Genomic DNA, 13,460 nt, shown 5'->3' with positions numbered 1-13,460 from the left:
GCAGGCGCCTGAACGCATCCGTCGCGCATCGCAGCCCCTGCCACGCCCCATGAGCCTGTACGTCCTCGGCATCAACCACCAGACCGCGCCGGTTGCCCTGCGCGAGCGGGTGGCGTTCGCCCCGGACGCGCTGGCGCCGGCGCTGGCATCGCTGCGCTCGCTGCCGGGCGTGCATGAGGCGGTGCTGCTGTCGACCTGCAACCGCACCGAGCTGTATGCGCACGCGGAAGGCGACGGGCGACCGCTGGCCGACTGGCTGGCCGCGCATCCCGAGGCGGGCGACGCCCTGCACGGCTACCTGTACCGGCACCGCGACGCCGACGCCGTGCGCCACCTGTTCCGGGTCGCCAGCGGGCTGGATTCGCTGGTGCTGGGCGAGCCGCAGATTCTGGGCCAGGTCAAACAGGCATGGGTGGCCTCGCGCGAGGCCGGGGCGCTGGGCGGACAGCTGGACCGGCTGTTCCAGCAGGCCTTCGCCACCGCCAAGCGCACCCGCACCGACACCCGCATCGGCGCCAATCCGGTATCGGTGGCGTCCATCGCAGTGCGGTTGGCGCAGGACAACTTCGCCCGCCTGGACGAATCCACCGTGCTGCTGATCGGCGCCGGCGAAACCATCGAACTGGCCGCGCGCCACCTGGCCGAGGCCAAGGCGCAACGCATGCTCGTCGCCAACCGCACCCTGGCGCACGCGCAGGACCTGGCCAGCCGCCATGGCGGCATCGCGCTGCCGCTGACAGAGCTGGACCGGCACCTGGCAGAAGCCGACGTGGTTATTTCCGCCACCGCCGCGCGCACGCCCATCCTGCATCGCGCCCAGGTCGAGCAGGCGCTGCGCGCCCGCCGGCACCGGCCGATGCTGCTGCTGGACCTGGCGGTGCCCCGCGACATCGCGCACGACGTGTCCGGACTGCGCGACGTGTTCCTCTACACGGTCGACGACCTGGAGCGGGTGATCGAGGACAACCGCCGCAGCCGGCGCGAGGCCGCCGAACAGGCCGAAGCCATCATCGAGCTGCAGACCTCGCGCTTCGTCGAACAGTGGCAGGCCAGCAACCGCCAGCAGCCGCTCCTGCAGCTGCGCGCGCACGGGGAGGCGGCGCGCGCGGAGGCGCTGGCCAAGGCGCGCCAGCAGCTGGCCGCCGGCATGCCCCCCGAACAGGCGCTGGAGCTGTTGGCGCACACCCTCACCAACCGCCTGCTGCATGCGCCCACCGTGGCCCTGCGCGAAGCCGCCCGCAGCGGCGACGCGCAGCTGGCGCGCGCGGCGGAGCGGATGTTCCCGCCCGCGCCCACCGGCGACGCCGACGCATGACCCCTGCCCTGCGCCGCAAGCTGGAAGCGCTGCTGGAACGGCGCGAGGAAGTGGAGCGCCTGCTGGCCGACCCGGCGGTGGCGGCCGACCAGAAACGCTTCCGCGCCCTGTCGCGCGAATTCGCCGGCCTGCAGCCGGTGGCCGACGCTCTGGCGGCGGAAGCGCGCGCACGCGACGACCTGGCCGCCGCCGAGGCGATGCGGGCCGATCCGGAGCTGCGCGGGCTGGCCGACGACGAGATCGAAACCGCCACTGCCCGCCTGGTCCAGCTGGAAGGCGAACTGCTGGCGCAGCTGGTGCCCAAGGACGCCCGCGACGATGGCGGCCTGTACCTGGAAGTGCGCGCCGGCGCCGGCGGCGACGAGGCGGCGATCTTCGCGGGCGACCTGTTCCGCATGTACGCGCGCTACGCCGAGCGCAACGGCTGGCGGGTCGAGGTGGAATCGGCCAACCCCGGCGAGCACGGGGGCTACAAGGAGATCGTGGCCCGCGTCGAGGGCGCCGGTGCCTACGCCAAGCTGAAATACGAATCCGGCACCCACCGCGTGCAGCGGGTGCCGGCCACCGAATCGCAGGGCCGCATCCACACCTCGGCGGCGACGGTGGCGATCATCGCGCTGGAGAACGACGGCGATACCGACATCGTCATCAACCCCGCCGACCTGAAAGTGGACACCTTCCGCAGCTCCGGCGCCGGCGGCCAGCACGTCAACAAGACCGAATCGGCGATCCGCATCACCCACGTGCCCAGCGGGGTGGTGGTGGAGTCGCAGACCGAGCGCAGCCAGCACGCCAACCGCGACAAGGCGATGAAGCGCCTGCAGGCGATGCTGGTGGAAGCCGAGCTGGAGAAGCGCGCCGCCGCCACCGCCGCCGACCGCAAGCTGCAGGTGGGCAGTGGCGACCGCAGCCAGCGCATCCGCACCTACAATTTCCCGCAGGGCCGGATCACCGATCACCGGGTGGAAGGCCTGACCCTGTACGACCTGCCGCACATCCTCGAAGGCGACCTCGATCCGCTCATCGTCCGCCTGCAGCACGAACAGCAGGCCGAGGCGCTGGCGCAGCTGGCACGCGAGGCGTGACCACCGGCCGCAGCGGCCGGGCACCGGAATGCCCGCATCCGCGGGCCTGACCCACCAAGGAATGCCATGACGACCACCATCTCCCGCGCCGGCCCGGCCGATCTCGACGCGCTGGCCCTGCTGTTCGATGCCTACCGCCAGTTCTACGGCCAGCCGTCCGACGCTGCGGCCGCCCGCGACTGGCTGCGCAGCCGCCTGCGGGTCGGCGAGTCGATGGTGCTGGTGGCGCGCCGCGGCGCCGACATGGTCGGCTTCGTGCAGCTCTACCCGATGTTCTCCTCGGTCCGGCTGGCCCGCACCTGGATCCTCAACGACCTCTACGTGCTGCCCACGAACCGCCGCGGCGGCGTGGCCCGCGCGCTGATGGATGCCGCCGCCGACTTCGCCCGCGCCGACGGCGCCGCCGGGATCTCGCTGGAGACCACGCGCGACAATGCCCCCGCGCGGGCGCTGTACCGCGCCGCGGGCTGGCACGAGGACGCCACGCAGTGGCATTCGCTGCGGCTGGATTGAGCCCGCGGCCGGCATCGGCGATGCCGTGACTGCCGGGCGGGCAGCGCTACACTCGGCGCACCGCCCATCCGAGGGACGACGATGTCGATCGACGCCACCCTGCGATTGCTCAGCAAGGCCAGCGGCCTGTCCGTGGCGGACATCGCCACCGCCATCCCCAGGGCCGGGATCGGCACCGTCAACGCCTGGCTGAAGGGCGAGAAGCTCCCCGGTCGCGAACAGATCGACGCGCTGGCGCGGGCCTTCGGCGTGCCCGCCAGCGCGCTGCTGTCGGAACTGGCCAGCACCCTCGACCCGGCCCGCACCAAGGGCGAACACGAGCTGCTGGCCGCCTACCGCGCCCTGGGCACCCGCCAGCAGGGGGCGCTGCTGGAAGTGGCGCGCAGCATGAAGCCGAGGACATCGCGCAAATGAGCCAGTTCAAGCGCAAGCAGTACGAAGCCCTGCTGGAGCCGATGCAGGTGGAACTGGCCCACGCCGCGCGCTGGCTGCAGCACAGCGGCCGCCGGCTGGTGGTGCTGTTCGAGGGCCGCGACGCCGCCGGCAAGGGCGGCGCCATCAGCGCCATCCACGAGCACCTCAATCCGCGCCAGTGCCGGGTGGTGGCGTTGCCGAAGCCGACCGAACGCGAAGCCGGCCAGTGGTATTTCCAGCGCTACATCGCGCAGCTGCCCGCGGCCGGCGAGATCGTGCTGTTCGACCGCAGCTGGTACAACCGCGCCGGGGTCGAGAAGGTCATGGGCTTCGCCAGCGAAGCGCAGGTGGCGGCGTTCCTGCGGGCCGCCCCGCAGTTCGAGCGGCAGCTGGTCGACGACGGCATCCTGCTGTTCAAGTACTGGCTGTGCTGCGACCAGGACAAGCAGGAAAAGCGCTTCGCCGAGCGCCTGGACAACCCGCTCAAGGGCTGGAAGCTCTCGCCCATCGACCTGGAGGCGCGCACCCGCTACCGCGCGTACACCGACGCGCGCGAGGCGATGCTCAAGGCCACCCACAGCGAGCACGCGCCGTGGACGCTGGTGGACTTCAACGACCAGAAACTGGGCCGGCTGACCCTGATCCGCGACCTGCTGGACCGCCTGCCCGACACCCGCATCGACGCCCCCGATCTCGCGTTCCCGCCGCTGCCAGGCCGGCTGGCGAAGGAGCGTTATGGCGTGCTCAAGCCGATTCCCGGCTTCACGCCCTGACGCCGCTCATCCGGTCACGAAACCTTCCGCGCCCGCGGCGTCCGCTTCGAAACGCACCACCTCGTCCACCCGCGCCAGCGGCGGGCCACGCTGGAGCCAGCGCTGCAGCGCCGCGAGCGATGCGTCTTCGCCCGCGGCCAGCACCTCGACGCTGCCGTCGGCGAGGTTGCGCGCATGCCCGGACAACCCAAGCCGCAGCGCCTCGTCGCGGGTGGCGGCGCGGAAGCGCACGCCCTGCACCCGGCCGCGGACGAGGAAGCGGGCGGCAGCCATCCCTCAGCCTGCCGGCTCCGCGGCGGCCGGCTTCGGCCCGCCGAACGCGGCGATATCGTCTTCCAGCATGCGCGCGGTCACCGGGCCGGTGTACTTGCGCAGCATCCTGCCGTCGGGGCCAATCAGCCAGGTGGTGGGCAGGCCGCGCGGCGCGCCGAAATCCTTCGGCGGCTCGTACACGTCGATGCGTGCGATCGGGTACGCCACCGGGCGTTTGGCTAGGAACGCGCGCAGCTCGTCCTCGCTGGTGTCCTCGTAGGCCAGTCCGATCACCGCGATGTGCTGGCGCATCGCCGCCAGCGCCGACAGCTCCGGCATCTCCTTGATGCACGGCCCGCACCAGGTGGCCCAGTAATTGACGATCACCCATTTGCCGCGCTGGCCAGCCAGGTCGTAATCCGCGCCGTCCAGGGTAGTGACGCGCAGCGACGGGCGCTCCACCTGCGGCGGCTGCACCGCGGCGGAAGCGGGTTTGGGCTTGGCGGCGGGCGCGGTCGCCTGCGGCGCTGGGGCTGGCCCACGCGAACAGGCCGCGAGCAAGCCCGCCAGCAGCAGGGCGACGATGCGAACGTGCATGCGATTCATTCCTCAGGGATCCCGGCAAAGACACTGGATACGGGCTGCCGCAACGGCTGCTGCAGGGGGGTGCGCAGCTGCGCGATGGTGTCGCGCACGGCGACGCCCAGCGCGTCGTCCGGCTGCGGCACCGGCACGTCCACCGCCGGGATGCGCAGCTGTGCGGCCTCGTAGAGTTCGTCCAGGCGGACGTCGTCGAGGTCGCGCGCCAGCAGCCACTGCCCGCTCTCGGCCCGCTGCAGCACGTTGATGCTGGCCATCCGCCCCAGCAGCGACTGCACCATGCTGTCGGTCAGGCTGGGCTCCATGGCCTCGATCTGCTCGCTGGTCAGGCCGTTGCCGCTGGCGCGCGCGCGCTGGAAGCGGCCGAGCATGCGCAGCAGCCCGTAAAGTTCGTGCCCGTGCGGCAGCCGCAGCGCCTGCGGCTGGTAACGGAACGCCGACATCGACGAAGCGAACGAGGCGCCGAACAGGATCGACACCCAGCTCAGGAAGATCCACAGCATCACGATCGGCACCAGCGCCACCGCGCCGTAGATCTTCTGGTACGAATCGAAGCTGCCCAGGTACAGGCCCAGGCCAGACTTCACGCATTCGAACAGCGCCATCGACAGCAGCCCGCCTGCCAGCGCGTGCCGCCACGCCACGGTGCGGTGCGGCACCACCTTGAACACCGCGGCGAACGCCAGCAGTTCGATCCCCATCGGCGCCAGGCGGAGCATCAGCGCCTCCAGCCAGCGGCCGGCCAGGGTTTCGAAGATCGCCAGCGCGAAGAAGCGGGTGGACAGCGCCACGCTGGCCGCCGCCACCAGCGTGCCCAGGGTCAGCACGGTCCAGTAGACCAGGAAGCGGCCGAACTTGGGCCGCGCGGTGGGCACCCGCCAGATCCGGTTGAAGATCGCCTCCACGCTGCTCAGCGTCACCAGCAGCGACACGATCAGCGCCAGCGCGCCGGCGGTGGTCAGCGACTTGGTGTTGGAGGAGAAATCGGTGAGGTAGCCGGACACCGCCTGCGCGGCGCGTGGCACGAAGTTGGCGAAGATGTAGCCGCTGAGGCGCTCGCTCCAGGCATCGAACACCGGGAACGCCGACAGTACGCCGAACGCCACCATCGACAGCGGCACCAGCGCGAATGCGGTGGTGTAGGACAGCGCGCCGGCGGCCTCGAACAGGCGGTCGTCGAGGAAGCGCCGCAGCACGAAGCGGCCGAAGCTGCCGGCCCGCGCCGGGTCGCGCAGGCGTTCGCTCCAGCGGTAGATCGAATCCAGCGGTTCCATCCGGCAAGCGTAACCGATGCCATGAATGCACCGCTTGCACTATGCTGCCGCGTCCCCTCGCACGATTGGCGCGCATGTCCGAGATCCTGGTCCTGTACTACAGCCGCGGCGGCTCGGTGGCGCGGCTGGCGCGGCAGATCGCGCGCGGCATCGGGGAAGTAGACGGCATGCAGGCACGCCTGCGCACGCTGCCGCCGGTGGCACCGGTGACGCAGGCCGCGCAGCCGCCGGAGCCGGAAGAGGGCGCGCCCTACGTCGACAAACGCGACCTGGCGGAATGCGCAGGCCTGCTGCTGGGCAGCCCCACCCGCTTCGGCAACATGGCCGCCCCGGTCAAGCATTTCCTCGACACCCTCGGCGCGGAATGGGCCAGCGGCACGCTGGTCGGCAAGCCGGCGGCGGCGTTCACCTCCACCGCCACCATGCACGGCGGCCAGGAATCGACCCTGCTGACCATGCTGGTGCCGCTGCTGCACCACGGCTGCGTGATCGCCGGCATCCCGTTCACGGAGGCTGCGCTCAACACGACCCGCAGCGGCGGCACGCCCTACGGCGCCAGCCACGTCGCCGGCATCGACGACGACCCGCAGCTGAGCGAGGATGAAACCGTGCTGGCGCGTGCGCTGGGTCGCCGCATCGCACAGCTTGCGCAGCGGCTGCAGGCATGAGCGCGCAGCGCTACCTGGCCGCGGCGCTGGGCGCACTCGCCGCTTTGTTCGTCGGCTGGTCGGCGACGCATGCCGCCGCAGTTTCCGGACTGCTGGTGTTCGCCTTGCCGCCCGCCCTGCTGGCGATCACCGCCCTGCGCGGCTGGCGCCGCGCCGGCTTCACCGCCGCGGTGCTGGCGCTGCTGTGGTTCAGCCACGGGGTGATGCTGGCGTGGGCGGAGCCTGCGCAGCGCCTGTTCGCATTGGCGGAGGCCGCGCTGGCCCTGGTGGTGGTGCATGCCGCCTGCCTGCCCGGCATCCGCGCCCGCCGGACGCGCAACCGGCAATCCTGAGGCCGTCGACCCACGGGCGGCCGGCCTTGCACCGGCGCTACGCCTCGCGCATGGCCAGCGGCGAAGGCCAAGCTGCAGGCCGGGTGTGCCCGCCGCATTTTTTGACGGACAATGCGGGCATGGACAACCTGCTCATCGTCACCACCGGCGGCACCATCGACAAGATCTACTTCGACGACAAGTCGGACTACCAGATCGGCGAGCCGCAGATCGGCATGATCCTGCGCGAACTGGGGGTGACCTTCCAGTTCAACGTGATCCCGATCCTGCGCAAGGATTCGCTGCACATCACCGACGACGACCGCGAGCTGATCCGCGCCACCATCGCCGCCCAGCCCACCCGCCACGTGCTGGTGACCCACGGCACCGACTCGATGGTGGCTACCGGCAAGGTGCTGCAGAGCATCCCGGGCAAGACCATCGTGATGACCGGCGCACTCAGCCCGGCACGCTTCCGCGGCTCGGACGCCGAATTCAACATCGGCTGCGCGATCGGCGCAGTGCAGTCGCTGCCGGAGGGCGTCTACATCGCCATGAACGGCCGCATCTGGACGCCGGAGCGAGTGCGCAAGAACGTGGCCGCCAATCGCTTCGAGGCGGCCAACTGAATTAACCTGCCCGGCTAGGGTCGTTTTCTACTCCAGCCCCCCCCCCCCCCGACGCACGCCGGGAATGGCGCACTCAGAACATCCCTGTTTCCAGGCGGGCCACGTCCGACATCATGGTCTGGTTCCACGGCGGGTCGAACACCAGCTCGATGTCGGTGGCGACGACCGTGGGGATCTTTTCCAGCTTGTTGCGCACATCGTCCACCAGGATGTCGCCCATCCCGCAGCCCGGCGCGGTCAACGTCATCCGCACCCTGACCCCGCGGCCGCCTTCCTCGGGCTGATACAGTTCGGCCAGGTAGACCAGCCCCAGATCCACGATGTTGACCGGGATTTCCGGGTCGAAACAGGTCCGCAGCTGGTCCCAGACCACCCGCTCGACATCCGCATCGGTGGCGCCTTCCGGCAGCTCCAGCGGTTCGGCCGGCTGCTTGCCGATGGCATCGCCATCCTCGCCGGCGATGCGCATCAGGTTGCCTTCCACGAATACCGTCCAGCTCCCGCCCAGCGCCTGGGTGATGTAGCCCACGGTGCCGGCGGGCAGGGTGACCTCGTCGCCCTGCGGGACGAGGACGGCGGCGCAATCGCGCTCGAATCGGACGGGTTCACTGCTGCGGGAGTACATGGCGGAAAGAATGGCCGGATCGAATCCGTACCATTCTAGTCCCAATCGAATTGCCCGTCTGCCTTCGCAATGGGATCATCGCCGGCTGTTTGATCTCGATCAGCCCCGCATGCCCGATCACGCCATCCCGCCGCCCCGCTGGTACGCCCTGCCCCTGCTGGCGCTGGGCGGGGCCGGGTTTGCCGCCGCCTGGATGCTGCTGGCGCTGGCGCTGAACCGGCAGTGCAGCTGGCTGGCGCCGGTGGCGGCGCTGGACATGGCGCTGCTGCTCAAGCTGGCCAGATGGCCTGCCGCGAACTCCCGGCGGGCGCTGGCGGTCGCCGCCTGCGCCGCGGTCATCGGCGCCGCCAACATGCTGATCGCGGCCGGACAGATCGGCCAGAGCTTCGGCCTGCGGCCGTGGGAATCCGCGCTGAAGATGGGGCCCTCGTACGCTTGGCTGCTGGCCGGCATGGCCAACGGCGGCATCGACCTGCTCTTCTATGCCGCCGCCCTGCTGGTGGCATGGTGGGCCGCACGCTGAGCCGCGCGTCGGCGCCGGCGGTGCTCAGTGGCCGCCGTCGAGCGCCTTCAGTTCGCTGACCAGCGCGTTCGCCATCTCGCTGCCGTCGCCGTACAGCATGCGGGTGTTGTCCGCATAGAACAGCGCGTTCTCGATGCCGGCGAACCCGGTGCCCTTGCCACGCTTGATGACGACGGTGTTCTTCGAGTTGACCACGTCCAGGATCGGCATGCCGTAGATCGGGCTGGCCGGGTCGGTCTTGGCCACCGGGTTGACCACGTCGTTGGCGCCGATCACCAGCGAAACGTCGGTGTTGGCGAACTCCGGGTTGATGTCGTCCATGTCGGCGATCAGGTCGTAGGGCACGCCGGCCTCGGCCAGCAGCACGTTCATGTGCCCCGGCATGCGGCCGGCGACCGGGTGGATCGCGAACTTCACCTTCACCCCGCGCTCCTGCAGGCGCTGGGCCAGCTCCCAGATCTTGTGCTGGGCCTGCGCCACCGCCAGGCCGTAGCCCGGAACGATCACCACGCGCTCGGCGAAGGCCATCATCGCCGCCACGTCGGCGGCCTCGATCGGCTTCATCGAACCGCCGATGGCCTGCATTTCCGCACCGCCGCCGCCGAAGCTGGAGAACAGCACGCCGCTGATCTTGCGGTTCATCGCCTTGGCCATCAGCCGGGTCAGCAGGATGCCGGCCGCGCCGACCATCATGCCGGCGATGATCAGCGCCTCGTTGCCGAGCACATAGCCCTCGAACGCCACCGCCAGGCCGGTGAAGGCGTTGTAGAGCGAGATCACCACGGGCATGTCCGCACCGCCGATGGGCAGCGTCATCAGCACGCCCAGCGCCAGCGCCAGCACGAAGAAGGCGATGATCCACGGCAGGGCCAGCGTGGCCAGCGCCATCACCCCGCAGAGCACCGCTGCCAGTGCGACCAAGGCATTGAAGTACTGCTGGCCGGGGAAGGTGTAACGCTTGTCCATGCGCCCGTCGAGCTTGGCCCAGGCGATGATCGAACCGGTCAGCGACACCGCGCCGATCAGCGCGCCTACCACAGCCAGCGGCAGGCCCACATTGAGCTGCATGGTGGTGACGCCATCGGTCGTCGACATCACGAAGCCAGCCACCTGATGCGCGCCCGGTTGCGCGGCCAGCTTGACCAGCTCCACCGCGCCGATGGCCGCCGCACTGCCGCCGCCCATGCCGTTGAACAGCGCCACCATCTGCGGCATGTCGGTGATCGCCACCTTGCGGCCCCAGGCCCAGTTCAGGCCGACGCCGATGACGATGGCCGCGATCATCAGCCCGATGTTGTGCAGTCCGGGCAGGAAGAACGTGGCGAAGGTGGCGATCAGCATGCCCACGCCGGCCCACTGGATGCCGCTGCGCGCGGTCTTCGGGCTGGCCATGCGCTGCAGGCCCAGCAGGAACAGGGTGGCGGCGATGAAGTAACTCAGCTTCACCAGGACGTCGGTCATGCCGCGCCCCCGGGCTTCTTCGAAGCCTTGAACATCTCCAGCATCCGTTCCGTCACCACGTAGCCGCCGGCGGCATTGCCCGCGCCCAGCAGCACGGCGACAAAGCCCAACGCCTGCTCCAGTGGCGTTTGCGCCTCGCCCAGCACCATCATCGCGCCGATCAGGACGATGCCGTGGATGAAGTTGGAGCCCGACATCAGCGGCGTATGCAGGATCACCGGTACCCGCGAGATGATGACGTGACCGGCGATCGCCGCCAGCATGAAGATGTACAGCGCCACGAACCCGTCGCCCACGATGCCGCTCCCCGGTTGCCTGTCCGCATCATAACGATATGTCCGGCGTCTGCGCCCCGCCGCCGCGCGCGGTGTCAACCGCGGCCGGCGCCGTGCGTTTTCCCAGCATGCCCGGCGCAATCCCGCGCCGCCCCTGCCCCCGGGCCGCCATGCTGCTGCTGACCCCCGCTAAGCTTGGACCGGTGAACGCCGAAGTCCCGCTGCCCCCGCCTGAACCGGCCACGCTGGAAGCGTTCCTGCGCGGGATCGAGGCACGCGCCTTCCGCTTCGCCGAGCTTGGCCTGCGCCACCGCGAGGATGCGCTGGACGCGGTGCAGGACGCGATGCTGAAGATGCTGGCCTACCGCGACCGGCCGGCGTCGGAATGGAGCCCGCTGTTCTGGAGCATCCTGCGCAACCGCATGGTGGACATGCAGCGGCGCGGCCTGCTGCGGCTGCGCTGGCTGCTGCCCGGCAGCACCGACCGGGACGGCGAGGCGCTGGACTGGGCCGACGATGCGCCCGATCCCTCGCGCAGCCACGACGGCCGCGAGGCCTGGGAGCGGATCGGAGCCACGCTGCGACGACTCCCTGCCCGCCAGCGCGAAGCCTTCACCCTGCGCGTGCTGGAGGAGTTGGACGTGGCCGACACCGCGCGGGTCATGGGCTGCAGCGAAGGCTCGGTGAAAACGCATCTGTCGCGCGCGCGCGCGGCGCTGCAAAAGCAACTGGAGGACTTCCGATGAACAAGCCGTCGATGAACAGCCCGTCGATGCAAGGGGGCGCCGACGCCCGCTTCGACGCGGCCGTCCGCGCACGCCACGCAACCGCCCTTGCGCACCTGTCGCCGCAGGTGCGCGCGCAGCTGGCGCAGCGACGCGGAGCCGCATTGCGCGGCCAACCACCCGGTCCGCGCCAGCACCGGCTGCGCTTTGCCGTGGCCGGCTTCGCCGCGCTGTGCGCGCTGGCGCTGGGCCTGCGCCTGTATCCGCAGTCGCAGTCGCCGCAGGCGGTACCCGCGACCGCCGCGGTGCCGGTCACGGCGGCTACCAGCAACACCGGCGGCAGCCTGCCGCTGGACGAGGATCCCGCTTTCTATGCCTGGCTGGGTTCGGCGGACGCCCCCCGGCTGGCGATGGAGTAAGCCATGCGCCGCCACACCGCCCCCCTGTTCCTGCTCGTCGCGCTTGCGCTGGCACCCGCCGCCGCACTGGCGCAGGACGCCAACAAGCCCGCCGCCACGCCGCTGCCGGCCTGGGACCAACTCACCCCCGCCCAGCGCGAACTGCTGATCGCACCGGTGCGCGACCGCTGGAACCGCGAGCCGGAAAAGCGCGCGCGCTTCATGGAGTACGCCGAGCGCTGGAAGTCGATGCCGCCGCCGCAGCGCGAACGCGCCCGCCACGGCATGCAGCGCTGGGAGGGCATGACGCCGGAACAGCGCGAGCAGGCGCGCGCGCTGTTCCACGCCGTGCGCGGCCTGGACAAGGACGCGCGGCATGACTTCATGGAGAAATGGCGGCAGATGACGCCCCAGCAGCGCGCCGAGTGGGTGAAGGCGCACCCGGCCCCGGAGCGGCGGCAACCGGATTGATCAGCTGGCCGGCGCGGCCCGCTCCGGCCAGACCGTCTTCGCCAGCAGCTCGTCGCCCCAATCGAACACCAGCGCGCCGTCCTTCAGCAGCAGGCTGACGAAATTGAACACGTTGCGCGCATACATCTCGCTGGCGTGCTGGGCGCCCATCGATGCCAGATCGAGCGGGCCGGCGATGGTGACGCCGCCGCTTTCCACCTGCTCGCCGGGCCGGGTCAACTCGCAGTTGCCGCCGGTTTCCGCGGCCAGGTCGACGATCACGCTGCCGGGCTTCATGCCCGCCACCATCGCCGCCGACACGATCTTCGGCGCCGGCCGCCCCGGCACGGCGGCGGTACACACCACCACGTCGATGTTCTTCAGGTGTTCGGCCAGCCGGCGCTGCTGCTCGGCGCGCTCCTCGTCGGTCAGCGCGCGCGCATAGCCGCCCTCGCCCGCCGCGGACACGCCCAGGTCGAGGAACTTGCCGCCCAGCGACTCGATCTGTTCGCGGGTTTCCGGGCGCACGTCGAAGCCTTCCACCTGCGCGCCGAGGCGCTTGGCGGTGGCGATCGCCTGCAGGCCGGCGACGCCGGCGCCCACGATCAGCACCCTGGACGGCCGGATGGTGCCGGCCGCGGTGGTCAGCATCGGGAAGAACCGCGGCGCCAGCTGGGCCGCGATCAGCACCGCCTTGTAGCCGGCCATGCCGGCCTGCGAGCTGAGCACGTCCATCGCCTGCGCGCGGGTGGTGCGCGGCAGCCGTTCCAGCGGGAAGGCGACGATGCCGCGTGCGCGGATCGCCTCGCCGCGCTCCGCGTCGGCCTGCGGATGCAGGCTGCCCACCAGCACCGCCCCCGGCTTCAGGGCGGCGATGGCCGCATTCGACGGCGGCTGCACGCAGGCCACCAGGTCGGCATCCGCCGTGGCGTCTTCGGCCAGCTGCGCGCCCGCGGCGGCATAGGCCTCGTCGGGAAAGAACGCGCCCAGGCCGATGCCTGGCTGCACCCGCACGGTGGCACCGGCCGCCACCAGCTTCTTGCAGGTTTCCGGGCTCAGCGCCACCCGGCGCTCGCCCGCCGCCGTTTCGCGCGCCACGCCCACGATTACCGCTGTCGCCGCCATCGCCCGCTCCGCCTCAGATTGGATTCCGCATCCTACCGTTACCA

At 70.8% G+C, this 13,460-nt stretch carries 19 protein-coding genes; 12 read left to right on the top strand and 7 right to left on the bottom strand.

Translation table 11 applies throughout. From position 1 onward, the window contains the following. Positions 1 to 49: 49 nt before the first annotated feature. The 5 genes from hemA (at position 50) to ppk2 (ending at position 4,100) form a co-directional block, all read left to right on the top strand. Positions 50 to 1,315 (top strand): glutamyl-tRNA reductase, encoded by a 1,266-nt coding sequence (hemA, locus tag SPK54_RS01975; RefSeq protein WP_330946268.1) that lies wholly within the window; start codon positions 50 to 52, stop codon positions 1,313 to 1,315. Beyond that, entirely contained in the window at positions 1,312 to 2,400 is a 1,089-nt protein-coding gene (prfA, locus tag SPK54_RS01970) for a peptide chain release factor 1 (RefSeq protein ID WP_330946267.1), read from the top strand. Before hemA ends, prfA begins: the two co-directional genes overlap by 4 nt. A 66-nt stretch (positions 2,401 to 2,466) precedes the next feature. Then, positions 2,467 to 2,913: a GNAT family N-acetyltransferase gene (locus SPK54_RS01965; RefSeq protein ID WP_330946266.1), complete on the top strand. Its 447-nt coding sequence runs from the start codon at positions 2,467 to 2,469 to the stop codon at positions 2,911 to 2,913. Positions 2,914 to 2,994: 81 nt separating this feature from the next. Beyond that, the gene (locus tag SPK54_RS01960) at positions 2,995 to 3,327 is read left to right on the top strand and encodes a helix-turn-helix transcriptional regulator (RefSeq protein WP_330946265.1); all 333 of its coding nucleotides are present in this window, start codon (positions 2,995 to 2,997) and stop codon (positions 3,325 to 3,327) included. Beyond that, positions 3,324 to 4,100, top strand: a complete 777-nt coding sequence (gene ppk2, locus SPK54_RS01955; protein ID WP_330946264.1) for a polyphosphate kinase 2 — start codon at positions 3,324 to 3,326, stop codon at positions 4,098 to 4,100. Before SPK54_RS01960 ends, ppk2 begins: the two co-directional genes overlap by 4 nt. A gap of 6 nt (positions 4,101 to 4,106) precedes the next feature. Here the strand turns inward: ppk2 and SPK54_RS01950 are convergent, their stop codons facing one another. Genes SPK54_RS01950 through SPK54_RS01940 form a run of 3 tightly spaced genes read right to left on the bottom strand, consistent with a single transcriptional unit; the run spans position 4,107 to position 6,226 of the window. Then, positions 4,107 to 4,373, bottom strand: a complete 267-nt coding sequence (locus tag SPK54_RS01950; protein WP_330946263.1) for an acylphosphatase — start codon at positions 4,371 to 4,373, stop codon at positions 4,107 to 4,109. 3 nt (positions 4,374 to 4,376) lie between these two features. Then, positions 4,377 to 4,949, bottom strand: coding sequence for a TlpA disulfide reductase family protein (locus SPK54_RS01945; RefSeq protein WP_330946262.1), 573 nt, complete (start codon positions 4,947 to 4,949; stop codon positions 4,377 to 4,379). A gap of 5 nt (positions 4,950 to 4,954) precedes the next feature. Further along, positions 4,955 to 6,226 carry a YihY family inner membrane protein gene (locus tag SPK54_RS01940; RefSeq protein WP_330946261.1) on the bottom strand — a complete coding sequence of 424 codons (1,272 nt, stop codon included), beginning with the start codon at positions 6,224 to 6,226 and terminating at the stop codon, positions 4,955 to 4,957. Positions 6,227 to 6,300: 74 nt separating this feature from the next. Between SPK54_RS01940 and wrbA the strand changes: the two genes are divergently transcribed. The 3 genes from wrbA (at position 6,301) to SPK54_RS01925 (ending at position 7,834) form a co-directional block, all read left to right on the top strand. Beyond that, complete coding sequence (gene wrbA, locus SPK54_RS01935; RefSeq protein ID WP_330946260.1) at positions 6,301 to 6,894, top strand: NAD(P)H:quinone oxidoreductase; 594 nt, start codon at positions 6,301 to 6,303, stop codon at positions 6,892 to 6,894. Next, the gene (locus SPK54_RS01930) at positions 6,891 to 7,226 is read left to right on the top strand and encodes a DUF2069 domain-containing protein (protein WP_330946259.1); all 336 of its coding nucleotides are present in this window, start codon (positions 6,891 to 6,893) and stop codon (positions 7,224 to 7,226) included. Before wrbA ends, SPK54_RS01930 begins: the two co-directional genes overlap by 4 nt. 119 nt (positions 7,227 to 7,345) lie before the next feature. Continuing rightward, positions 7,346 to 7,834 carry an asparaginase domain-containing protein gene (locus SPK54_RS01925; protein WP_330946258.1) on the top strand — a complete coding sequence of 163 codons (489 nt, stop codon included), beginning with the start codon at positions 7,346 to 7,348 and terminating at the stop codon, positions 7,832 to 7,834. Between the two features lie 73 nt (positions 7,835 to 7,907). Here SPK54_RS01925 and sufT read toward each other — a convergent pair whose 3' ends face one another. Continuing rightward, complete coding sequence (gene sufT, locus SPK54_RS01920; RefSeq protein ID WP_330946257.1) at positions 7,908 to 8,459, bottom strand: putative Fe-S cluster assembly protein SufT; 552 nt, start codon at positions 8,457 to 8,459, stop codon at positions 7,908 to 7,910. 109 nt (positions 8,460 to 8,568) lie between these two features. On the opposite strand from sufT, the gene SPK54_RS01915 reads away from it, so the two are divergent. Further along, positions 8,569 to 8,982, top strand: coding sequence for a hypothetical protein (locus SPK54_RS01915; protein WP_330946256.1), 414 nt, complete (start codon positions 8,569 to 8,571; stop codon positions 8,980 to 8,982). A gap of 24 nt (positions 8,983 to 9,006) precedes the next feature. Here SPK54_RS01915 and SPK54_RS01910 read toward each other — a convergent pair whose 3' ends face one another. Then, the gene (locus tag SPK54_RS01910) at positions 9,007 to 10,443 is read right to left on the bottom strand and encodes an NAD(P)(+) transhydrogenase (Re/Si-specific) subunit beta (protein ID WP_330946255.1); all 1,437 of its coding nucleotides are present in this window, start codon (positions 10,441 to 10,443) and stop codon (positions 9,007 to 9,009) included. Then, the gene (locus SPK54_RS01905) at positions 10,440 to 10,739 is read right to left on the bottom strand and encodes an NAD(P) transhydrogenase subunit alpha (RefSeq protein ID WP_330946254.1); all 300 of its coding nucleotides are present in this window, start codon (positions 10,737 to 10,739) and stop codon (positions 10,440 to 10,442) included. The genes SPK54_RS01910 and SPK54_RS01905 overlap by 4 nt, the downstream gene beginning before the upstream one ends. Positions 10,740 to 10,888: 149 nt before the next feature. Here SPK54_RS01905 and SPK54_RS01900 point away from each other — a divergent pair, with 149 nt between their 5' ends. Genes SPK54_RS01900 through SPK54_RS01890 form a run of 3 tightly spaced genes read left to right on the top strand, consistent with a single transcriptional unit; the run spans position 10,889 to position 12,312 of the window. Continuing rightward, positions 10,889 to 11,464 (top strand): RNA polymerase sigma factor, encoded by a 576-nt coding sequence (locus SPK54_RS01900; protein ID WP_330946253.1) that lies wholly within the window; start codon positions 10,889 to 10,891, stop codon positions 11,462 to 11,464. Next, entirely contained in the window at positions 11,461 to 11,862 is a 402-nt protein-coding gene (locus SPK54_RS01895; RefSeq protein WP_330946252.1) for a hypothetical protein, read from the top strand. Before SPK54_RS01900 ends, SPK54_RS01895 begins: the two co-directional genes overlap by 4 nt. Positions 11,863 to 11,865: 3 nt before the next feature. Further along, positions 11,866 to 12,312, top strand: coding sequence for a DUF3106 domain-containing protein (locus SPK54_RS01890; protein WP_330946251.1), 447 nt, complete (start codon positions 11,866 to 11,868; stop codon positions 12,310 to 12,312). Here the strand turns inward: SPK54_RS01890 and SPK54_RS01885 are convergent, their stop codons facing one another. After that, on the bottom strand, positions 12,313 to 13,416 hold the full coding sequence (locus SPK54_RS01885; protein WP_330946250.1) for an NAD(P) transhydrogenase subunit alpha: 1,104 nt from the start codon (positions 13,414 to 13,416) through the stop codon (positions 12,313 to 12,315). It abuts the gene before it with no gap. Between the last annotated feature and the right edge of the window lie 44 nt (positions 13,417 to 13,460).

The organism is Thermomonas sp. LB-4, assembly GCF_036409385.1.
Lineage (GTDB): Bacteria > Pseudomonadota > Gammaproteobacteria > Xanthomonadales > Xanthomonadaceae > Thermomonas.
This window is presented reverse-complemented; position numbering and strand designations above follow the sequence as displayed.